Source organism: Streptacidiphilus fuscans (genome assembly GCF_015690355.1).
In the GTDB taxonomy this organism is placed as follows: domain Bacteria; phylum Actinomycetota; class Actinomycetes; order Streptomycetales; family Streptomycetaceae; genus Streptacidiphilus; species Streptacidiphilus fuscans.
The window spans coordinates 73,653-95,892 of sequence record NZ_JADPRT010000026.1 but is presented as its reverse complement, the minus strand read 5'-3'; the positions used below and the strand labels follow the sequence as shown (position 1 = coordinate 95,892).

Annotated in this window: 12 protein-coding genes and 1 rRNA gene; 10 read left to right on the top strand and 3 right to left on the bottom strand. The window is 71.4% G+C overall.

Annotation, left to right across the window (positions count from 1 at the left end):
• The first annotated feature begins 8 nt into the window (after positions 1-8).
• Together rrf and I2501_RS37970 are read left to right on the top strand one after the other, a co-directional pair.
• Positions 9-125 (top strand): 5S ribosomal RNA (gene rrf / locus I2501_RS37975).
• Positions 126-300: 175 nt separating this feature from the next.
• Entirely contained in the window at positions 301-1,230 is a 930-nt protein-coding gene (locus I2501_RS37970; protein WP_328806887.1) for a phosphatase PAP2 family protein, read from the top strand.
• On the opposite strand, the gene I2501_RS37965 is transcribed toward I2501_RS37970, so the two are convergent.
• The 3 genes from I2501_RS37965 to I2501_RS37955 form a co-directional block, all read right to left on the bottom strand.
• Positions 1,211-1,780, bottom strand: a complete 570-nt coding sequence (locus I2501_RS37965) for a GPR1/FUN34/YaaH family transporter (protein WP_196198654.1) — start codon at positions 1,778-1,780, stop codon at positions 1,211-1,213. The genes I2501_RS37970 and I2501_RS37965 overlap by 20 nt on opposite strands.
• 216 nt (positions 1,781-1,996) lie before the next feature.
• Positions 1,997-4,684, bottom strand: coding sequence for a glycoside hydrolase family 5 protein (locus I2501_RS40890; protein ID WP_215910341.1), 2,688 nt, complete (start codon positions 4,682-4,684; stop codon positions 1,997-1,999).
• A 327-nt stretch (positions 4,685-5,011) separates the two neighbouring features.
• The gene (locus tag I2501_RS37955; RefSeq protein ID WP_328806886.1) at positions 5,012-7,726 is read right to left on the bottom strand and encodes a SpoIIE family protein phosphatase; all 2,715 of its coding nucleotides are present in this window, start codon (positions 7,724-7,726) and stop codon (positions 5,012-5,014) included.
• Positions 7,727-8,138: 412 nt separating this feature from the next.
• Between I2501_RS37955 and I2501_RS37950 the strand changes: the two genes are divergently transcribed.
• From I2501_RS37950 to I2501_RS37915, 8 genes are all read left to right on the top strand, one after another.
• Positions 8,139-12,959, top strand: a complete 4,821-nt coding sequence (locus I2501_RS37950; protein ID WP_196198666.1) for a HAMP domain-containing protein — start codon at positions 8,139-8,141, stop codon at positions 12,957-12,959.
• Between the two features lie 458 nt (positions 12,960-13,417).
• Positions 13,418-14,077 carry a response regulator gene (locus tag I2501_RS37945; RefSeq protein WP_196198652.1) on the top strand — a complete coding sequence of 220 codons (660 nt, stop codon included), beginning with the start codon at positions 13,418-13,420 and terminating at the stop codon, positions 14,075-14,077.
• Positions 14,078-14,202: 125 nt separating this feature from the next.
• Positions 14,203-17,106, top strand: a complete 2,904-nt coding sequence (locus I2501_RS37940) for an FtsK/SpoIIIE family DNA translocase (protein ID WP_196198651.1) — start codon at positions 14,203-14,205, stop codon at positions 17,104-17,106.
• 309 nt (positions 17,107-17,415) lie between these two features.
• Entirely contained in the window at positions 17,416-18,414 is a 999-nt protein-coding gene (locus I2501_RS37935) for a helix-turn-helix domain-containing protein (protein ID WP_328806885.1), read from the top strand.
• A gap of 298 nt (positions 18,415-18,712) precedes the next feature.
• Positions 18,713-20,191 (top strand): 30S ribosomal protein S12 methylthiotransferase RimO, encoded by a 1,479-nt coding sequence (rimO, locus tag I2501_RS37930; RefSeq protein ID WP_196198650.1) that lies wholly within the window; start codon positions 18,713-18,715, stop codon positions 20,189-20,191.
• 41 nt (positions 20,192-20,232) lie between these two features.
• Positions 20,233-20,844: a CDP-diacylglycerol--glycerol-3-phosphate 3-phosphatidyltransferase gene (gene pgsA, locus I2501_RS37925; RefSeq protein WP_196198664.1), complete on the top strand. Its 612-nt coding sequence runs from the start codon at positions 20,233-20,235 to the stop codon at positions 20,842-20,844.
• Positions 20,841-21,323, top strand: a complete 483-nt coding sequence (locus I2501_RS37920) for a CinA family protein (RefSeq protein WP_196198649.1) — start codon at positions 20,841-20,843, stop codon at positions 21,321-21,323. Before pgsA ends, I2501_RS37920 begins: the two co-directional genes overlap by 4 nt.
• 191 nt (positions 21,324-21,514) lie before the next feature.
• Positions 21,515-21,862, top strand: a complete 348-nt coding sequence (locus I2501_RS37915; RefSeq protein ID WP_196198648.1) for a helix-turn-helix domain-containing protein — start codon at positions 21,515-21,517, stop codon at positions 21,860-21,862.
• Positions 21,863-22,240 lie beyond the last annotated feature (378 nt).

Genomic DNA, 22,240 nt, shown 5'->3' with positions numbered 1-22,240 from the left:
CATCGTGTTTCGGTGGTCATAGCGTGAGGGAAACGCCCGGTTACATTCCGAACCCGGAAGCTAAGCCTCACAGCGCCGATGGTACTGCAGGGGGGACCCTGTGGGAGAGTAGGACGCCGCCGAACAATCTTTCCAGTGAAGCCCCCTGACCTCGTGTCAGGGGGCTTCACTGCGTTATGGGTAGGCCCCGCCGGAGCACTGAGCGGGCCCCCGCCGGAAATCGACGCCGAAGTGTCGTCTCCCTGGCGCGCGCGTTGTCAGCGGGTGGCACTACGGTGAGCGCTGGAAGGGGGAACCACCGTGCAGAACCTGACGCTGAGCTGGCAGTCCGCGGGTGCCGTCGCGGCCGTCGCCTACGGGGCGTCCGCCGCGTTGCGGTGGGCCGGTTCTCCGTCGGCGCGTCGGGTCAACGTGGGGTTGGTGGTCCGCGAGCTGGGCACGGTGCTCGCGCTGTTCGCCGCGTGGCAGTTCGCGGGGCAGTTGTCCGTCATGAGTACGGACGGGGCGATCGCGCGCGGGCAGGCGATCTGGAGCGCCGAACGCTGGCTCCATCTCCCGAGCGAGGCGACGGCACAGGGCTGGGTGCTGCCGCATCCTCTGCTGGCCCAGGCGGCCAACTACTACTACGCGTCCATGCACTTCGGCGTGATGATCGCGCTGCTGATCTGGCTCTTCCTGCGGCACCGGGAGGCCTATCCCTGGGTGCGGATGACGCTGGTGCTGGTGACGGCGGGCTCGCTGCTGATCCAGCTGATACCTGTCGCGCCACCTCGGCTGCTGCCGGGCGACGGGATGCTCGACCTCGCGTCCTACTACAACCAGTCCGTCTACGGCAGCACGCTCGGGGGCCTCCAGGCCGACTCGTACTCGGCCATGCCGTCGGTGCACGTGGCGTGGTGCGTGCTGGTGGCCGTGGCGGTGATCAAGGTCAGCCGGAGCAGGTGGCGCTGGCTGGTGATCGTGCATCCCGTGCTGACGGTCGCGGTGGTGGTGGTCACGGCCAACCACTTCTGGCTGGACGGCGTCGCGGCAGTCGCCCTGCTGCTCCTGGCTTACCTGGTGCAGTGGCAGGCGGGCAGGATCCATCGGGCGTTCCTGGCCAGGCAGCCGGAAGGCCGGCCGGAGACCCCCCTCGGTCCCCGGCCGGCCCGGGTGGGCGTGTCAGGCACGCCCGGTGCGGTGGAACGTCAGTCGGTCACGGGGACCGAGGTCACAGCGACGGGAGACTGACCGGCCCGAACGAGCCGCCGGTCAGCGAGAGCGTGGCGGCGTACCAGGAGCAGAGCCCCGCGACCGCGGCGACCCAGCCGCCGACCTTGTCGAGGCCGGAGCTGCCGCCGAAGGCGGCGATGGCCCAGAGGATCAGGGCCACGGTCAGCAGGCCGTACGTCCCGCGGACCAGCGTGCCGCCGCTGCGCCAGGCGGCGCCGGTCAGCGAGAGCGCGAGCAGGGCCCAGAGGACGAAGAAGAGCCCGCTTGCATTGGCGGACATCGGGGTGACCTGTGAGGCCGTGACCCAGAGCGCCCCGAGGCCCGCGAAGGCGGTGCCGGTGGCGGCGTTGTCGGACCGGTACTCCAGCAGGCCGGCGATGAAGAGGGTGACGCCGCCCACCCAGAAGCTCAGGTTCTTGGCGTCGGAGGCAGCGACGTTGTGGATGACACCGGTGCTGCCCAGGCCGTAGGCCAGCAGGGTGAGACCGAGGGCGAGGTAGCCGAGCGGTCCTGCTGCGGCACCGAGAGTGAGGGAGCGGTTGTTGGCCACCGCGGCTTCGTTGCTCACGGGGGCTCCTTTCACTGGTAATGCTGCCCGGCGGCGATCGGGTAGAGGCCGCCTTTGTCTGATGATTGTTCCGTACCCGACAGTGACGGAGTATCAACCTTCCGTAATCACCTTGATATCGAACATTTCCGAAGATCTGCCGCAATGGTGCAGCTAAGAGGTGTACGGGACAGCGGAGGCGTGGGTTCCTCCGCTGTCACCGGCTGTGACGCGGCGTCATCCGACCGAGAGCCGGTAACTCCCCATCGCACACCCGGTGATGGACCAGCCTCCGGGGACCTGGCGTAGCGTCAGTTGGCTGATGCCCTGCGTCTGCGGCGCGCTGGGCCGGGTCTGCCCCGGGTACCAGACGGTGAGCGTGCAGGCTGCCCCCAAGGGGGCCGCGGAGGCGGAGGAGGAGGCGGGCGCGATGCCGGTCAGGGTGAGTGCGCCGGTGTCCGGGGCGGAGCTGAGGCCGGTCAACGTGCCCGGCACGGCCTGCGGGTAGGGCCGGGAGAGCAGGGAGACGACGTCGCCGGCCGGCGGAAGGTCCTTGCCGGTGGTGCAGTCCTCGGCGATCAGGTTGCCGGCCGTCGCCGCGTGCGGGTCGCTCTCGGGGCTGCCGCAGGCCTGCTTCCAGACCCAGAGGGCGTCGCCGACCCCGGCCTGGTCCTCGGCGGCGGCGAAGCGGCGCATCATCGCGCCGTTCGCAGGGGTGTTGGAGCCGAACCAGCCCCACTCGCCGACCCACAGCGGCATGCCGTAGGACTTGGCCTGCTGCTCGGCGAGGGTGAAGCCGCGCTCGACCGAGACCAGCGTCACGCCGAACTGCTGGTCCATGGTGATCGACTGGTTGTAGAGGTGCGGCGCGAAGACCAGGTACGGGTCGGTGCTGAAGCCGCGCGGCGGGGCGGCGTCGAAGCCGAGGCCGGACCACAGCACGCTCGGCTCGATGAAGACCAGATGCGGAAAGCCGCCGGGGGTTTGGTGCTCCGCCGAGCGGATCGCCTGGACGGCGTGGTCGTAGTAGGCGCCGAGCAGCATGGAGGAGGTCGCGGGCGGATCGTCGCCGATGCCGGGCTCGTTGAGCAGGCCGTAGCCCGCGACGGCGGGGTCGTCGGCGAAGGTCTGCGCCAACATGCCCCAGGTGGAGACGAGTTCGCTCTGGACGCCGTTCACGTCGTGGTAGAAGGCGGTGAAGGCACGGGCGGTGGCGGGGGTGAGGTCGCGGCTCAGTATCTGGCAGCGGGACGCAGCGTCGGTGATCGTCGCCCAGGCGGGGGCACCGTCGTAGCCGAGCGCGGGCGTGCTGCCGGACGGGCAACGGGTCCCGGGCGGCGCGGCGACGGCCGGTCCCCAAGCGTCCTCGTGCATGTCGAGCTCGGTGTAGAGGCCGTGCTTGGCCGCCATGGAGATGGTGGCCCGGATCTTCGCCAGGTAGGCCTGGTCGTACTGGTCTCGGGTGGGCTCAAGCGCGGACCAGGAGATGTCCAGCCGCACGACGTCGAAGCCGAGTGCGGCCATCTGCGCGAAGTCGGCGTCCGTGAGCGGCCGGACGGTCTGCGCGCCCGGCGTGGGCGGGGCGTAGTCGACGAGTTGGTTGACGTTGACGCCGCGCAGCAGCATCTGCCGGCCGTTGGCGTCCGTGATCGCCGCAGGTGCGCTGCCGGACGCTGGGCGGACGGTGAGGGCGGGCAGCGGCTGCGACGCGGTCGCGAGGGCGGCGGCGTTGACGGTCGGGGTCGCGGTGGTGGTGACCGGGGTCGCCTGCGCGAGTAGCCAGGAGCCGACCGCCAGTGCGGTCGCTGAGGCGAGGACGGTGGCCATCCGGCGGCGCTGTCCGGAGATCATCTCCAGCAGGCGGCTGAGCAGCAGCAGGGTCGGCACCACGGCCCAGCCGAACGCGGCGCCGAGGGAGAGCCCGGTCCCCAGGCGGAGCGCGATGTCCGGCACGAAGAACAGGTCGCCGCCGGTCCCGCCGCCGGCCGAGCTCCAGCCGAGGTCGCGCGGGAGTGCGAGCAGCGCCTGCACCGCGCCCGCACCGAGACCGCCGCCGAGGGCGGCCAGCCAGCCGCCCAGCAGCAGGTGGCGGGCCCGGGTGTAGTCGAACCGGCGGCACGAACGCGTCAGCAGCAGCGCCGCCACGATCGCGGCCGTGCCGAGCTCGACGGCGAAGCGCGCCGGGCCGAGGTCGAAGCCGAACGGCATCCGACGCAGGCTCAGCGGCTCGCTGTAGAAGGCGGCGGCGGGGGAGCCCTCCCAGAGCAGCGGTCCGAGCAGCGGGCCCAGCAGGGCGAGCGGGAGAGCCGTCCCGGTCAGCGACCACCGCCAGCCGTAGCGCGGCGGAAGGGTGCGGCTGCGCCGTACCGGGGTGAAGTCCGGATCCCCCGCCGCGAAGCGCGGACGGTAGGCGAGTGCGCCGAGCAGCGCGGGCAGCCAGGAGATCAGCGCCATCCGCTCGGCGGTCAGCCCGCAGTCCCACAGGGCGGTCGCGGCCAGCGTCCGCGCTCCGCCGTGGATCCCCACTCCGGCCGTCTCGGCGAGGAGTTGAGCGAGGCGCGCGACGGCGGTGGCCAGCACGGTTCCGCCCCAGAGGCGGACCGCGACCCGTCCACGACGGGTCTCCGGTGCGGCACTGCGGAAGGCGACGACGGTCGCCCAGGCGGTGACGGCCACCAGCACGGGCAGGAAGACGGCCACCCCGGCGACGGACCACAGCCCGCGCACGGGCGTCACCTGCAGCGCGGACCACGGCAGCGGCGCGAGGACCCCGGTGGGGTCGAGGTAGGCCGCCGCGAGGCAGACCAGCAGCAGGGAGACGACGGTGAGCGTCGCCCCCAGGGCGCCGCCGCGCGCGGTGGGCGCGAGGTCGGCGTCTGCGGTGTCGACGGATCGCGAGCGGGGAGTACTGACGGTGCGGGACACCCGGGCGATGCTAGGAGCGCGAAATGTCGCGCAACAGGGGTCACTTGCGTGGTGCAGCGGCACTTAGCGGTATGGAGCGGGACAAAGGGGATGGAGTCTGTGTGAAGGTTTCGCGTGCGTCATGGGTGTGAGGTTTGAATGCGCGTGAATCCTGTGGGGCAGCTGAGTGATGTGAGGTAGTTGCAGATACCTGAGGGGCGCGGGGAACTGCGCGAGACACCACCGACATGCGGATGGCCCTGAACGTTCGGGGCTCTACCCGCGTGGGTGGCTTGTCGCGCCCATGCGGCGGAGCCGCAGATCAGCAGAGCCCCGCGCCCCTGACGCTCAGTGCGTCGGGATGCGCAGGGCCAGGATGGCCATGTCGTCCGAGGCCGGGTCTGCGGCGAAACGTTCGACCGCGCGGAGGACGCGGGTGGCGACCGCGCCCGCGGTGAGTCCCGTGCAGCCGGAGAGGACGTCGGCGAGGCCGTCGTCGCCGAGCATGCGGGAGCCCTCGCGGCGTTCCGTCACGCCGTCGGTGACGCAGAGCAGGACGTCGCCCGGGTCCAGGACCAGGCTCTCTGCCTCAAGCTCCAGATCGTCCATCACGCCCAGCAGCGGCTGCGGGGACGCGGCGGCGGAGACCGTGCCGTCGGGGCGGAGCCGGAGCGGGAGGGGGTGGCCCGCGCAGACCGTGCTGAGCTCGACGGTGCCGTCGTCGTGCGGGGTCATCTCGCCGTACAGGAGCGTCAGGAACCGGCCGCGGTCGCCCTCGTCGAGGATCGCCGCGTTCAGCCGCTGCAGCACCTCCGGCGCGGAGAGGCCCTCGCGGGCGAGCAGCCGCAGCGAGTGGCGGGCCAGGCCCGTGACCGCCGCGGCCTCGGGGCCGGTGCCGCAGACGTCGCCGATGGCGAAGCCGTACGTGCCGGGGCGGATCGGGAAGACGTCGTAGAAGTCGCCGCCGACCTCGTTGCCTTCGCCCGCCGCGCGGTAGATGACCTCGACCTCGACGCCCGGCACCCGCGGCATCGCGGGCGGCAGCAGACTGCGTTGCAGGGCACGGCTGATGGCGGTGCGTTCGGAGTAGAGACGCGCGTTGTCGAGTGCCAGCGCGGCCCGGCGCGAGAGGTCCTCGGCGAGTTCGAGGATCTCGCGGCGGAACTTCTCGTCGGCGGGCTTGCCCAGCGTCAGCATGCCGATGACGCGGTTGCGCGCGACCAGCGGAAGGACCACCGTCTCGCCGCCGACGGTGGTCGCGGCCAGCGCGGCGGCCTCCGTCGACTGCGGGTCGGCGGTCGAGGCGCCCGCGAGGGTCCGGGAGGCCATGGCGGCGCGCATCGCGGCGTCGCCGGGCGCGGGCCAGTCGCGTGCGCCGGGCGTGTTGAGGGGTTCCGGGGGCGCGATGCTGCTGAGGAGGGCGCGCAGGGCGTCGATCCGCTCCTCGTCCTCGTGCAGCACGAAGGCCAGCTCGGGCACGGACGGGTCGATGCCGGTGGAGGTGGTGTAGACGGCGCACCAGGACGCCAGCGTCGGCACGGTCATCTGTGCCATCAGCGCGAGCGTCTGGTCGCGCTCCAGGGTTCCGGCCAGCAGGTCGGAGGCCTCGACCAGGAACGAGAGCGAGCCGCGGCGCAGCCGCTCCAACTCGGTGAGGCGGGCGCTCTCGACGGCCAGCGCGATCCGGTCGGCCGCGAACTGCAGCCGCAGCGCGTCCGCGTTGCCGTACTGGCCCGGGGCCTGCGCGGCGACGGCGAGGGAGCCGGTGAGCCGGCCCTCGACCTTGAGCGGGACGGTGAGGACCGACCGCAGCCCGGTCCCGGTCAGCAGCGGCACCGCGCCGGGGGAGTCGGCCAGGTCCTCGTGCACGGCGGGCAGCCGGGCCGAGCCGTAGCGGCCCGCGCCGGACTCGACCGGGACCCGGGCGAACCGCTGGCGGTTCGAGGGCAGGCCGGTGCTGGCCCGGACCTCCAGTTCGGTCTCGTCGTCGGTGGCCAGCAGCAGGTAGGCGGCGTCGCCGTCGAGCATGTCGCGAGCGCGCTCGACGGTGCGCTGGAGCAGGCCGTCGAGGTCGTCGGGGGCCTGGCCGCCCATGAGCGAGCCGAGGAACGCGTCCGCGCCCTCGTGGCGGCCCGCGGCGCTGCTCTCGGTCGACTGGGCCCGCAGCGGCGCCTGCAGCACCGCCCGCTCCTCCTCACGCACGAGCAGACAGACGGTGGACGGGCTGCCGTGCGCGTCGCGGACCCGCAGGTGCGCGCCGTAGACGGTGAGCAGGCGTCCGTCGGCGCGGCGGATCGCGTAGCTGCCCTCCCAGCGGGAGAGCCGCAGCGCCTCGTCGATGCCGAGGCCGGTTCCCGGCGTCTGCGGCCAGGCGGCGAACTCGGCGAAGGGTCGGCCGACCGCCTTGACCGCCGCGTGCTGGAACAGCAGCTCGGCGTCCTGGTTCCAGGCGGAGACCAGACCGTCGCCGTCCACCTGGAGCACCGCGACGTGGACGGAGGCGTCGGTCTCCGGCAGCAGGCTGTCGGGGGTGACCGGTCCGGCGAAGCGGGTGCCCGCCGCGCGGGCCGGGAGTTCCAGGGAGAACCAGACGCGCTTCTCGGTCGCGGTGTAGTCGACGCCCCAGCGGGAGGCGAGCGCCGCGCAGAGCAGCAGGCCACGACCGCCCTCGCGCTCCAGTTCGGCGGTGCTGACGGTCGCCGGGACCGCCTGCCGCAGCGACAGCCCCGGAGCGGCCAGGTCAGCGAGGCCGAGCGCGGCGGCTCCGCCCCCGTCGGCCGGTGCGTCCTCGGCGCCCGGATAGATCGGCAGCGAGCGGCGCGGATAGCGGTCGGCGACCTCGACCCGGACCGAGTCGGTGTGGCGGACGCAGTGCACCTCGGCCGAGGTGCCCGCGTGCACGACCGCGTTCGTGACCAGCTCGCTGACCAGTACCACGGCGTCGTCGACGACCTCGCCGAAGCCCCACCCCTGGAGGGTGTCCCTGACGAAGGCACGAGCCGCTGCCACGGAGCGGCCGACCGGCTCGAACGTGGCGGCTGCCCGCGCGGTGGCGTCACCCACGAGGCGCCTCCTCCTTCTCCTGCCGTGCTCCGGCGTCGTTCTGCCGTCCCGGCCGTGGTGGCGGCCCTGGCGGCTCGTACCCGAGGAAGCGAGTGCGCGCCCGGATCGGCGCGCGCGTGGTGCAGCGCGCCGCTGTCCGGGCACTTGCCCAACGTCCCTTGTCGCCGCCAGGTTACTGACAGCGGTACCGCTACGGGAGCGAAGCAGGTACGTTCGGTGACTTGATCAGGTCCGAACAGGACGTGATCACTTGTCCTGTTGCCCGACCGGATACCCCGCCGTACCCCTCACGCAACCCTCTACGGTCGTTAGATTGTGGGGGTGCGTCCCGTGCGGGACCGCGCCGGACAACCGCGGCAACCGACGCAACTCTGGAGGCAGGCCGGTGGATTCGAGCAGGGCGACGGCTGTCATGGCGTCCCGGGGCAGTACCCCGCAGGGGCGGGGACGCCGGGGCCGGGGCGCGGACGCGGCCGAACTACGCAAGCTGCTGTCCGCGTTGACCGCGATGCGGGACGGCAATTTCCGGCGGCGGCTGACGGTACCAGGTGACTCGGTGCTGGCCGAGATCGCCGCGGTCTTCAACGAGGTCGCCGAGCGGAACCAGCACCTGACCGGCGAGTTGGCCCGGGTCCGGCGTGCGGTGGGGCGCGAGGGACGGCTGGGCGAGCGGCTGGAGATCGGCGCGGGCGAGGGGGCCTGGGGCGCGGCGATCGACAACTGCAACGCGCTGATCGACGACCTGGCCCGCCCGATGGCCGAGGTCGGCCGGGTGCTGGGCTCGATCGCCGAGGGCGACCTGGAGCAGCGGATGGAGCTGCGCGCGGTGGGCCCGGACGGCGGCACCCACCCGCTGCGCGGCGAGTTCCTGCGGATCGGCCGGACCGTCAACGGACTGGTCGAACTGCTCTCCGAGTTCACCGACGAGGTGACCCGGCTGGCCGTGGAGGTCGGCACCGAGGGCAAGTTGGGAGGCCAGGCCCGGGTGCGCGGCATGTCGGGCACCTGGCGGGACCTGACCGACTCGGTCAACATGATGGCCAGTCGGCTGACCGCGCAGGTGCGCGACATCGCGCTGGTCACCACCGCCGTCGCCAAGGGCGACCTCTCCCGCAAGGTCACCGCCCAGGTGGCGGGCGAGATGCTGGAGTTGAAGGAAACCGTCAACACGATGGTGGACCAGCTCTCCTCGTTCGCCGCCGAAGTGACGCGTGTGGCACGCGAGGTGGGCACCGAGGGCCGGCTGGGCGGTCAGGCCGAGGTGCCGGGTGTGGCCGGCACCTGGAAGGACCTCACCGACAACGTCAACTTCATGGCGTCCAACCTGACCGACCAGGTGCGCAGCATCGCCCAGGTCACCACGGCGGTGGCCCGCGGCGACCTGTCGCAGACCATCGAGGTCGACGCGCGCGGCGAGATCCTGGAGCTGAAGAACACCATCAACACGATGGTGGCGCAGCTCTCGGGCTTCGCCGACCAGGTGACCCGGGTGGCCCGCGAGGTCGGCACCGAGGGCATCCTGGGCGGTCAGGCGATGGTCCCTGGCGCGGCCGGGGTGTGGCGCGGGCTGACCGACAACGTCAACGGCATGGCCTCCAACCTCACCTTCCAGGTGCGGAACATCGCCCAGGTGGCCGCCTCGGTCGCCAAGGGCGACCTGACCCAGCGGATCACGGTGGACGCGCGCGGCGAGATCCTCGCGCTGAAGACGACGCTCAACACCATGGTCGACCAGCTCTCGTCGTTCGCGGACGAGGTGACCCGGGTCGCCACGGACGTGGGCACCGAGGGCCGGCTGGGCGGTCAGGCGCAGGTGCCCGGGGTCTCCGGCACCTGGAAGGACCTGACCAGCTCGGTCAACCTGATGGCCAACAACCTGACCAACCAGGTGCGCAACATCGCCGAGGTCACCACGGCGGTCGCCAAGGGCGACCTGTCGAAGAAGATCACCGTCGACGCCCGCGGCGAGATCCTGGAGCTGGTCAGCACCGTCAACACCATGGTCGACCAGCTGTCGGTCTTCGCCGACGAGGTGACCCGGGTGGCCCGTCAGGTGGGCACCGAGGGCATCCTGGGCGGTCAGGCCCGGGTCAAGGGCGTCGAGGGCATCTGGCGCGACCTGGCCGGGAACGTCAACGGCATGGCCTCCAACCTCACCTTCCAGGTGCGCAACATCGCCCAGGTGGCCACTGCGGTCGCCGGCGGCGACCTGTCGAAGAAGATCACTATCGAGGCGCAGGGCGAGGTCGCCGCGCTGGCCGACACCCTGAACACCATGGTCGACCAGCTGTCCGGCTTCGCCGACGAGGTGACCCGAGTGGCCCGCGAGGTGGGCACCGAGGGCATCCTGGGCGGTCAGGCCCGCGTCCCGGGTGTCGCAGGGATCTGGAAGGACCTGACCGACAACGTGAACCTGATGGCCGACAACCTGTCCGGCCAGGTGCGCAACATCGCCCAGGTGACCACGGCCGTCGCCAAGGGCGACCTGACCCGCAAGATCGACGTCGACGCGCGCGGCGAGATCCTGGAGCTCAAGACCACCATCAACACCATGGTCGACCAGCTCTCCGCCTTCGCCGACGAGGTCACCCGCGTCGCCCGAGAGGTCGGCACGGACGGGCGCCTGGGCGGCCAGGCCCGCGTCCCCGGCGTCGCCGGGACCTGGCAGGACCTGACCGAGTCGGTCAACGAACTGGCGGGCAACCTGACCCGTCAGGTGCGTGCCATCGCCCAGGTCGCCACCGCGGTGACCCGCGGCGACCTGAGTCTGCGCATCGACGTGGACGCGTCCGGAGAGCTCGACGAGCTCAAGGACAACATCAACCAGATGATCGCCAACCTGCGCGAGACCACCCGTACCAACCAGGAGCAGGACTGGCTCAAGACCAACCTGGCCCGGATCTCCGGCCTGATGCAGGGCCGCCGGGACCTGGAGGCGGTCGCCGCGCTGATCATGAGCGAGCTGACGCCGGTGGTCTCGGCGCAGCACGGCGCGTTCTTCCTGGCCATGCCGTCCACCCGGGGCGACTTCGTGACCGATCCGGGCGAGGACGTGATCGAGCACGAGACGGTGCTCCGCCTGATCGGCTCCTACGGCTACCAGCGCCGGGCCATGCCGACCGCGTTCCACCCGGGGGAGGGGCTGGTCGGGCAGGCGGCGACCGAGAAGAAGCCGATCCTGCTGCGGGACGCCCCGCCCGGATATCTGAAGATCGCCTCGGGACTGGGCGAGGCCGCTCCGGTCAACGTGATCGTGATGCCCGTCATGTTCGAGGGACGGCTGCTCGGCGTGATCGAACTTGCGTCGTTCAACGCCTTCACGAAGATCAGCATGGACTTCCTCGATCAGATCGCAGAAATGATCGGTGTCACGGTCAACACGATCGCGGTGAACACCAAGACCGAGGGCCTGCTGCTGGAGTCGCAGCGACTCACCGCCGAACTCTCCATGCGCTCCGCCGAGTTGGAGGCCCGTCAGGAGGAGCTCCAGCGCTCCAACGCCGAGTTGGAGGACAAGGCCGAGCTGCTGGCCGCGCAGAACCGCGACATCGAGATCAAGAACTCCGAGATCGAGGAGGCGCGCCAGGTCCTGGAGGAGCGCGCCGAGCAGCTCGAACTCTCCACCCGGTACAAGTCCGAGTTCCTCGCCAACATGTCGCACGAGCTGCGCACGCCGCTCAACTCGCTGCTGATCCTGGCCAAGCTGCTCTCCGACAACAACGAGGGCAACCTCTCGCCCAAGCAGGTCGAGTTCGCCGAGACGATCCACGGCGCGGGCTCCGACCTGCTCCAGCTGATCAACGACATCCTGGACCTGTCCAAGGTCGAGGCGGGCAAGATGGACATCCGCCCGGCCCGGATCGCCCTGGTCCAGCTGGTCGACTACGTCGAGGCCACCTTCCGGCCGCTGACGGCGGACAAGGGCCTCGACTTCGCCGTCCGGGTCTCGCCGGAGCTGCCGGTGACCCTGCACACGGACGAGCAGCGGCTGCAGCAGGTACTGCGCAACCTGCTGTCCAACGCGGTCAAGTTCACCGACTCCGGCGCGGTCGAGCTGCTGATCCAGCCCGCGGGCGGCAACGGCGGCCAGCACCGGGTGCCGCAGCTGATCCGGGAGCAGATGCTGGAGTCCGGCGCGATCAACGACCCGGAGGAGCCGCTGATCGCCTTCTCGGTCACCGACACCGGGATCGGGATCCCGCAGAACAAGCTGCGGGAGATCTTCGAGGCGTTCAAGCAGGCCGACGGAACGACCAGTCGTAAGTACGGCGGCACCGGACTCGGTCTTTCGATCAGTCGTCAGATCGCCCGTCTGCTCGGCGGTGAGATCAACGCCGAGAGCGAGATGGACCGCGGCAGCACCTTCACGCTCTACCTGCCGCTGCGGGAGGAGGCCGAGCCGCACCCGATCATCGCGGGTGCGCTGCCCGGCGGCCAGATCAACCCGGCCGAGCTCTGGACGCAGGAGGTCATCGGCGCCGCGCACGAGCGTCGCCGTGCCGCCGCGGGCGCCCCGGGGACGACGCTGCCGCGCCCGGGGGCGGCCCCGGGCGCGGAGAACCGGCCGGAACCGGCCGTGCGCCCCGGATCGCCGCGCCCGGCGCGGCCGGTGGATCCGGCGCCGACCCCCGCCGCGCTGGAGTCGGGCGAGCAGTCCCGCCAGCCGCGCCAGACCGACGCCGAGCACCTGCCCACCCGGACGAGCGGAAGCAGCGGAACGAACGGAACCGGAGGGACCGGCGGGACCAGCGGTACCGGCGGGACCGGCAGGCCGGACGAGCCGGTCACGCCGGTGGAATCCGACCAGGCGGGGGCGCGCGAGGATTCGTTCGCACCGTTCTCCGGACGGTTCAACGGCGAGAAGGTGCTCATCGTCGACGACGACATCCGCAACGTCTTCGCGCTCACCAGCGTCCTGGAGACCTACGGCCTCGGCGTGCTGTACGCGGAGAACGGCCGTGAGGGCATCGAGGTGCTCGAACAGCACGAGGACGTCGAGCTGGTGCTGATGGACATCATGATGCCGGAGATGGACGGCTACGCGACGACCGAGGCGATCCGCCGGATGCCGCAGTTCGCGGGGCTGCCGATCATCGCGCTGACCGCCAAGGCGATGAAGGGCGACCGGGAGAAGAGCCTGGCGGCCGGGGCGTCCGACCACGTGACCAAGCCCGTCGACACCGATCACCTGCTCGGCGTGATGGAGCACTGGCTGGGGGCCAGGGAACGCTGAACAGCGACGTCCCGTCAGGGGCGTCCTGAGCAGCGGCAGGGGCGGGTGTGCGGGGCAGAACTGAGAAGCAGGTCACACAGGGCCGTTCGTCCAGTGGTGCCCGGGCCGGGCGGCATATGCGTCCCGGTCCGGGCATGAGAAGGTTGATCCGGGCTGGTCGGCGGGCACATGACCGGAACCCGGCCGGTCAGGTCCGACTCGTGTCCCACCGGGGATCCCGCTGGAACGGACTGTCCCCACTCGTCAGGGTGGTGGCTTCGCACCGCAGGAACCGGATAAGGTCACTCGGCGTTGCTACCGGTACTGGCTGGGTCACCGGATGCGGGCACGGAGGTGCGGCTACCATGACCGTCGGCAGGGCAGCAGTGGACACACGAACGGTGAACGGGTCCGACGCGTACCGGGGGGCGACGACAGTCGTCGCGCCCGCGGCGGGGGCCGGGCGAGGAGGGCAGGCCATGGTGCAGAAGGCCAAGATCCTCCTTGTCGACGACCGGCCGGAGAACCTGCTCGCCCTCGAGGCGATCCTCTCCGCGCTGGACCAGACGCTGGTGCGCGCCAGCTCCGGCGAGGAGGCGCTCAAGGCGCTGCTCAACGACGACTTCGCGGTCATCCTCCTCGACGTGCAGATGCCGGGCATGGACGGCTTCGAGACCGCCGCCCACATCAAGCGCCGCGAGCGCACCCGGGACATCCCGATCATCTTCCTGACGGCGATCAACCACGGCCCGCACCACACCTTCCGCGGCTACGCGGCAGGGGCGGTGGACTACATCTCCAAGCCGTTCGACCCGTGGGTGCTGCGCGCGAAGGTCTCCGTCTTCGTCGAGCTCTACATGAAGAACTGCCAGCTCAAGGAGCAGGCCGCGCTGCTGAGGCTGCAGCTGGAGTCCGGGCAGGGCCCCGGCGCGCCGCTGCTGGCCGAGCTCTCCGCGCGGCTGGCGGCGGTCGAGGAGCAGGCCGAGGCGCTCACCAAGCAGCTCGCCGACTCGGACGCCGCCGAGCCCGCCGCCCTCGCCACGGCGACCCACCTGGAGCGCCGCCTGGCCGGCCTGCGCCGCGCCCTCGACGCCCTGGACCCGGAGTCGGGCCCCGCGGCCGTCCCGAACGAGGGCTGACCGCACGCCGCCTGACGGCGTGTCGCGCTTGACGGGCGCCCCAGCGGCACTTCTTGCGCGACACACCCCCGGCAACCCCTCTCGACGCGTGTTGCACCCCTGCCCACGCTAGTAATCTGAACGCCATGGCCACACGCACGTCCGGAAGCGGTTCGCAGACCCGAGGCGCGGGGACGGCGAAGAAGGCCACGGCTGCCAAGAAGCCCGCGGCCAAGAAGCCCGCAGCGAAGAAGGCTCCGGCCAAGAAGTCGGCGCCCGCCAAGAAGGCTGCCCCGGCCAAGAAGGCCGTTGCCGCACCCGCAGCCAAGGTCACGCCGCCCAGGCCGCTCGCCTACCGCGCGGTGCGCGGCAGTTGGCTGGGCGTCGCCAATGGCGTCGGCTCCGTCGCGCGCGGCTTCGGCAACGGCGCGAAGAACCTCCATCCCGCCCACCGCAAGGACGGCCTGGCGCTGCTGTTGATCGCGCTGGCGCTGCTGATCGCGGCCGGGTCCTGGTCGGACCCGCAGGGCTGGCTGGGCGTCAGCGTGACCGACGTGGTCAAGGGCGCCTTCGGGCAGCTCACCGTGATACTCCCGGTGCTGCTCTTCGGCATCGCGGTGCGGCTGATGCGCCACCCCGAGCGGCCCGAGGCCAACGGACGGATCGTCATCGGCCTGACCGCGCTGACCATCGGCGTGCTGGGCCTGATCCACATCAGCTGCGGCGCGCCCGGGCTCCAGGCCGGGGCCGGCCAGATCCGCAACGCGGGCGGGCTGATCGGACTGGCCGCCTCGCGCTGGCTGATGTCCGCGGCCGGACCGGCGCTGGCGGTGCCTTTCCTGGTGCTGGTCTCGTTCTTCGGCCTGCTGGTGGTCACCGCCACGCCGGTCAACCAGATCCCGCAGCGGCTCCGGTTCCTGGGCGAGCGCCTCGCGCTGGTCGAGCCCGCGGACCTGCCCGACGAGGGCGGTGACTTCGACGAGTTCGCCGGTCTGGACGGCCTCGGCTTCGGCGAGGACGGCGAGGAGACCGGCGAGCACGCGTCCATCGACGACTTCGAGGGCGGCCCCGGCACGCCCGAGGAGCGGGCCGTGCTGCTGGCCAAGCGCAACCAGCTGGAGCGCGAGGGGGCGGTCGCCCCGCGTCGCAGGCGTCCGCGCCGCCGGGTGGGGGCCGGCGCGGACCAGGAGCAGCCGGACCCGTTCGACACCATCGGCGTGGCCGCCGCTGCCGCCGCCGAACTCGACGGCGCGGTGCTGAACGGCGTGCAGCCCTCGCCCGCGCTCGCGGACGTCCTGGGCCGGGTCAAGGACCGCACGCCGCCCAGCGACGTGCCGCCGCTCGGTGACGACCCGTACGACGACGTAAACGGCGACGGACATGGTGACGGGCCGAACGGCGCCGGCCGGGTCGACATGGAGAAGCACCTCACGGACGGCCTGCACCCGTCGCAGCCGATTCCGCCGATGCCGACCGACGCCCCCGAGGTCCCGCTCCCGGGCGCGCGCAAGGAGGACTCGGCCGCAGGCGTGGAGACCGACGGCAGCACCCTGCTCCGCTCCGAGCAGCTGAAGCTGCCGGAGAGCGACAGCTACCGCCTGCCCTCCCTGGACATCCTCACCCGCGGCGGCCCTGGCAAGTCCCGCAGCAAGGCCAACGACGACGTGGTCGCCTCGCTGATGGGCGTCTTCGCCGAGTTCAAGGTCGACGCCGCCGTCACCGGCTTCACCCGCGGCCCGACGGTGACCCGCTACGAGGTCGAGCTCGGTCCGGCGGTCAAGGTCGAGCGGATCACCGCGCTGGCCAAGAACATCGCCTACGCCGTCGCCAGCCCGGACGTCCGGATCATCAGCCCGATCCCCGGCAAGTCGGCGGTCGGTATCGAGATCCCCAACACCGACCGCGAGATGGTCAACCTCGGCGACCTGCTGCGCTCGCAGGTGGCCGCCGCCGACCCGCACCCGATGCAGGTCGGCATGGGCAAGGACGTCGAGGGCCAGACGGTGATGGCCAACCTCACCAAGATGCCGCACATCCTCGTCGCCGGCGCCACCGGCGCCGGTAAGTCGTCCTGCATCAACTGCCTGATCACCTCGGTGCTGATGCGGGCCACCCCGGACGACGTGCGGCTGGTCCTGGTCGATCCCAAGCGCGTCGAGCTGACCGCCTACGAGGGCGTCCCGCACCTGATCACGCCGATCATCACCAACCCGAAGAAGGCCGCCGAGGCGCTGCAGTGGGTGGTCCGCGAGATGGACCTGCGCTACGACGACCTCGCCGCGTTCGGTTTCCGCCACGTCGACGACTTCAACCGCGCGGTCCGGTCCGGCAAGGCCCAGCCGCCGCCCGGCAGCGAGCGCGTGCTGACGCCCTACCCGTACCTGCTGGTGATCGTCGACGAGCTGGCCGACCTGATGATGGTCGCGCCGCGCGACGTCGAGGACTCGATCGTCCGCATCACCCAGCTGGCGCGCGCCGCGGGCATCCACCTCGTGCTGGCGACGCAGCGTCCGTCGGTGGACGTGGTCACCGGTCTGATCAAGGCCAACGTGCCGTCCCGGCTCGCCTTCGCCACCTCCTCGCTCGCCGACAGCCGGGTCATCCTGGACCAGCCCGGCGCGGAGAAGCTGATCGGCAAGGGCGACGCGCTCTTCCTGCCGATGGGCGCGGGCAAGCCCATGCGCATGCAGGGCGCCTTCGTCACGGAGGAGGAGATCGCCGCCGTCGTCGAGCACTGCAAGGCGCAGCTCCAGCCGGAGTACCGCAGCGACGTCACGGTCGGTGCGGGCCCGAAGAAGGAGATCGACGAGGAGATCGGCGACGACATGGACCTGCTGGTCCAGGCCGCCGAGCTGGTCGTCTCCACCCAGTTCGGCTCGACCTCGATGCTGCAGCGCAAGCTCCGCGTCGGCTTCGCCAAGGCGGGCCGGCTGATGGACCTGATGGAGTCGCGCGGCATCGTCGGACCGAGCGAGGGTTCGAAAGCCAGGGACGTTCTCGTCCAGCCGGACGAGCTGGACGGAGTACTCCTCACCCTCCGGGGGGAATGACCGGGCGAACGCGTATCCGGAAGTCCCGCGCAGACGTTGTCGCTGTGGGGGAACCGACGGGCGCCGGGATGCGTGACTGCTTCCGACGCACCGTCATATCCCTCCGTTGGACCGGCGGGTCCCCCTGCGGGTCGGGGACGGTTCGCGCCGCGGACGGACTGGGTAACGATCCGGATGCAGAGCTTCTCTTTCGGCCGAATCCCGGTTGAGCGAGGCTCAGACCCGCCCCCTAGACTGGTGTTTCAACGGCGTTCCCGGGGGTGCGGCCCCCGGGGAAGCCTGGCCGCCCACGTTCGAAAGGCGCCCCTTGTGACGACCGGCACGACCTCCTCCGGATCGACCGAGCCGAACGAGCCCACTGTGCCTGCCGCGGACTCCACGGACTCTGCGGAGACCGCGGCTGCGCCCGCGGTGTCGAGCGTGCCGGCTGAGCCGAGCGTGCCCGGCATGCCCAAGGCGCCGAGCTTCCCGAAGCCGCCGTCCGTCTTCGATCCGGCCGAGGCGCCGGAGGCGCCGGTCCTGCCGGGCGCCTACCAGCCCACCATCGGACAGGTGCTCGGCTCGGCGCGTACCGCCGCCGAGCTCACCGTCGACGAGGTCAGCGCGCGGACCCGGGTCCGGGTCCCGATCGTGCACGCGATCGAGGACGACGACTTCGTCCGGTGCGGCGGCGACTTCTACGCCCGTGGTCACATCCGCGCCATCGCCCAGGCGGTCGGCGTCGACGGCGACGAGCTGGTCCGTCGCTACGACGCCGCGCACGGCGGCAACCCGGCCGACGCCAAGGTCCCGCTCTTCGAGACGTCCGGTGACCGCAGGATCTCGACCGATCGGCGCCGCCCGAACTGGACGGCGGCGATGGTCGCCGCGATCGTCGTCGTCATCGCTGTGATCGGCTTCAACCTGGCGAGCAGCGGCCCGAAGGCGCCGGTGGCCCAGGCCGCCACCCCGGCCACGACGGCCTCGCCGTCGATCGGCCCGGTCCTGCACCCCAGCCTGCCGCCGGTGACCCAGGTCAAGCCGAGCGCGATCGCGGCGGCCCCGGCGGGCAAGGTCACGGTCAAGCTGGTCGCCCAGAACGCGGACAGCTGGCTGCTGGTGAAGGACGCCTCGGGCAAGTCCCTCTTCCAGGGCGACCTCACCCAGGGCCAGACCCAGACCTTCACGGACGCGAAGCAGCTGAAGCTGGTGCTCGGTAACGCGGGCGCGGTCCATGTCTGGGCCAACGGCAAGGACCTCGGCATGGCCGGCCAGACCGGCCAGGTGGTCAACGTCACCTACACCCCGGGCGACCCGGTCGCGGGCTGACATCTCATCTTTTTGCAGACGAGGTGGTTGCACCACCCAGGGGCGCGGGGCTCTGCTGATCTGCGGCTACGCCGCGTGGGCGCGACCAAGGTGGGTGTGTGCTGCCGCAGGTGGTTGCACTTTGCTGAGGGGCGCGGGGAACTGCGCGAGAAGCCACCCACGCGGGTAGAGCCCTCGATGTTCAGGGCCGTCCGCACAGGGTGGTTGCTCGCTCAGTTCCCCGTGCCCCTGAGCGCTTGCCGGGTTGTTCGCCTGCCCAATGCTCGGGACGTCGGAAAACCTCGGTAACCTTGGCGACATGCCCGAACGCCGCACAGTCGCCCTTGTCACCCTTGGATGCGCCCGCAACGAGGTCGATTCCGAGGAACTCGCCGGGCGGCTGGAAGCCGACGGCTGGGAGCTCGTCGCCGACGCCGCCGACGCGGACGTCGCCGTCGTCAACACCTGCGGCTTCGTCGACGCCGCCAAGAAGGACTCCGTCGACGCCCTGCTGGAGGCCAACGACCTCAAGGGACACGGCCGCACCCAGGCCGTCGTCGCCGTCGGCTGCATGGCCGAGCGCTACGGCAAGGAGCTCGCCGACGCCCTGCCGGAGGCCGACGCCGTGCTCGGCTTCGACGACTACGCCGACATCACCGAGCGGCTGCAGACCATCCTCTCGGGCGGGACGCACGTCTCGCACGTGCCGCGGGACCGCCGCAAGCTGCTCCCGCTGAGCCCGGTCGAGCGGCAGGCCGCGGCCGAGACCGTCGCGATCCCCGGCCACGGCGCCGAGCACGCCGATGGTGACGCCGAGGCCGCGGCCCCGATCGAGGACCTCCCGGAGGGTCTCGCGCCCGCGTCCGGCCCGCGGACGCTGCGCAAGCGGCTGGACGACAACCCGGTCGCGTCCGTCAAGCTGGCGTCCGGCTGCGACCGGCGCTGCAGCTTCTGCGCGATCCCGGCCTTCCGCGGCAGCTTCCTCTCCCGGCGGCCCTCGGACGTGCTCAACGAGACCCGCTGGCTGGCCGAGCAGGGCGTCCGCGAGGTCATGCTGGTCAGCGAGAACAACACCTCGTACGGTAAGGACCTCGGCGACATCCGCCTGCTGGAGACGCTGCTGCCGGAGCTGGCCGCCGTCCCGGGCGTCGAGCGGGTGCGGGTCAGCTACCTGCAGCCCGCCGAGATGCGGCCGGGGCTGGTGGACGTGCTCACCTCGACGCCCAAGGTCGCGCCCTACTTCGACCTGTCGTTCCAGCACTCCGCGCCGAACGTGCTGCGCCGGATGCGCCGCTTCGGCGACACCGACCGGTTCCTGGAGCTGCTGGACCAGATCCGCGCCAAGGCCCCGGAGGCCGGAGCGCGCTCCAACTTCATCGTCGGCTTCCCCGGCGAGACCGAGGACGACCTGGCGGAGCTGGAACGCTTCCTCACCAACGCCCGCCTCGACGCGATCGGTGTCTTCGGGTACTCGGACGAGGAGGGCACCGAGGCGGCGGGCTACGACGGCAAGCTGCCCGAGGACGTCGTCGCCGAGCGGCTGGCCCGCTTCAGCCGACTGGCCGAGGAGCTGACCGCGCAGCGCGCCGAGGAGCGGATCGGCAACACGGTCTCCGTCCTGGTCGAGGCCGTGGACGAGGAGGACGGCGTGATCGGCCGGGCGCTGCACCAGGCGCCCGAGACCGACGGCATCACCATCCTGATGGGCGCCGTCGCCGGCCTCGCGGTGGGCGACCTGGTCGAGGCCGAGGTCACCGCCAGCGAGGGCGTCGACCTCTACGCCGAGGTGTCGGCGTGACACAGGCTGCGGGGGGCGGGGCGGCGAGAACGGGCGCCCCGATGGCGGCTCCGGCCGACGACCTGCCCTCCGGTCCCGGGCTGTGGAATCTGGCCAACCTGCTGACGATGCTCCGGTTGCTGATCGTTCCGATCTTCGCCGCGCTGCTGTTCGCGGACGGCGGGCACGATCCGAAGTGGCGGGCCTTCGCCTGGGCGGCGTTCGCCATCGCGATGATCACCGACCTGTTCGACGGTGAGATCGCCCGGCGGAACAACCTGGTCACCGACTTCGGCAAGATCGCCGATCCGATCGCCGACAAGGCGATCATGGGCACCGCGCTGATCGGCCTCTCCGCGCTGGGTGACCTGCCCTGGTGGGTGACGATCGTGATCCTGGTCCGTGAGGTCGGGATCACTCTGATGCGCTTCTGGGTGATCCGCTTCGGCGTGATCCCCGCCAGCCGCGGCGGGAAGCTCAAGACGCTGACTCAGGGAATCGCCGTGGGCATGTACGTGTTGGTACTCACGGGGCCGTTGGCGTCTGCGCGCTGGTGGCTGATGGGCGTGGCCGTGCTGCTCACGGTGGGCAGTGGGCTCGACTACATCCGCCAGGCTGTCGTGCTGCGCCGGGCGGGGCTCGCGACGCGTGCTGGACAGGTAACGGGGTCGTGACCCCCGACGCGCAGGCAGTCCTTTCGGCGCTGGTGAGCGCGGGCGCCACGGTCGCCGTCGCCGAGTCGCTGACGGGCGGTCTGCTGGCGGCGGAGTTCGTCGCGGTTCCGGGAGCGTCGAAGGCGTTCCGCGGTTCGGTCACCGCCTATGCGACCGAGCTCAAGGGCTCGGTCCTGGGCGTCGACGCGGACCTGCTGGCCGCTCGCGGCGCGGTGGACCCGGACGTCGCGGCCCAGATGGCCGCCGGCGTACGGACGCTGATGGGAGCGGACTTCGGTCTGGCGACCACCGGCGTGGCCGGTCCTGAGCCCCAGGACGGGCATCCGGTCGGCACCGTATACGTGGCGATCTCCCGGACGTGTGGAGAATCTGTCTCTTCGCTACGACTGTCAGGGGATCGTGCCACAATCCGTCGCAAGGCGGTGGCGGCCGCGTTGGACTTGCTGACGCGGGCGCTCCAGGGCAATCCGGTGGGTTAGGAACGGGGCTCCTACCGGGAAGAACACAAGCAATGGGCCGGAAAGATTCGCGGACCATACCGCGAACAACAGGGGAGGGGCCATGGATGCAGCCCAGAGTGAACACGACCAGGCTCCCCGCACGCGATGCGGGGCAGGCGGTACGGTGGGGCTGTGAGGTCTCTAGCCGCGGTCCAAGGAGGGAGCAACCGATGATCCTGCTCCGTCGTCTGTTGGGTGACGTGCTGCGTCGGCAGCGCCAGCGCCAGGGCCGAACCCTGCGCGAGGTGTCCGCTGCCGCGCGGGTCTCGCTCGGTTACCTCTCCGAGGTCGAGCGAGGGCAGAAGGAGGCCTCGTCCGAGCTGCTCTCTGCGATCTGCGATGCCCTCGACGTGCGAATGTCCGAGGTCATGCGCGAGGTGAGCGACGAGCTGTCGCTCGCCGAGCTGGCCTCCGGTGAGGCGGTTCGTCCCGCCCTGCTGGAGCCGGTGCAGGTGCCTTCGGAACGTGTTCCGTCGTTGGTGCCGAAGGCGAGCGCTATGGACGTGGTCGCGGCGTAACGCTGCCGCTGGGTTTTGACGGCCCCTCCCCGGGCCGACCGTCGAACGACGGCCGCCCCGGGGAGGGGCCGTTTGCGCTCCTCGCGGATACGATGAGGTTTCTGTCCTGGCCTGTCCTGCCTGTCCCGTTGGGGAGGGTTTGTCGATGGTGTCGATACCCCGGCGGAGCCCGCTGGTGTGGGGGTTGTGCGCTGTCTTCAGCGCGGCGGCGTGGGCGTTCCTGTTGAGCGGGCACGTGACAGCCGGTGTGGGGCTGATGTTCGCCGGGGGGTGGAACCTGAGCCTTCTGCCGGTGCAGGCGCGGAGGTTCTGCGGGATCCGGCGACGTTCCACCCCGCAAGTGGTTGCACCGCCTGGGGGAGCGGGGCTCCGCTGATG

Coding starts and splice junctions, on each gene's coding strand:
- I2501_RS37950 (WP_196198666.1), top strand. CDS start 8,139: ATGGCGTCCCGGGGCAGTACCCCGCAGGGGCGGGGACGCCGGGGCCGG.
- I2501_RS37945 (WP_196198652.1), top strand. CDS start 13,418: ATGGTGCAGAAGGCCAAGATCCTCCTTGTCGACGACCGGCCGGAGAAC.
- I2501_RS37940 (WP_196198651.1), top strand. CDS start 14,203: ATGGCCACACGCACGTCCGGAAGCGGTTCGCAGACCCGAGGCGCGGGG.
- rimO (WP_196198650.1), top strand. CDS start 18,713: ATGCCCGAACGCCGCACAGTCGCCCTTGTCACCCTTGGATGCGCCCGC.
- pgsA (WP_196198664.1), top strand. CDS start 20,233: ATGGCGGCTCCGGCCGACGACCTGCCCTCCGGTCCCGGGCTGTGGAAT.
- I2501_RS37915 (WP_196198648.1), top strand. CDS start 21,515: ATGATCCTGCTCCGTCGTCTGTTGGGTGACGTGCTGCGTCGGCAGCGC.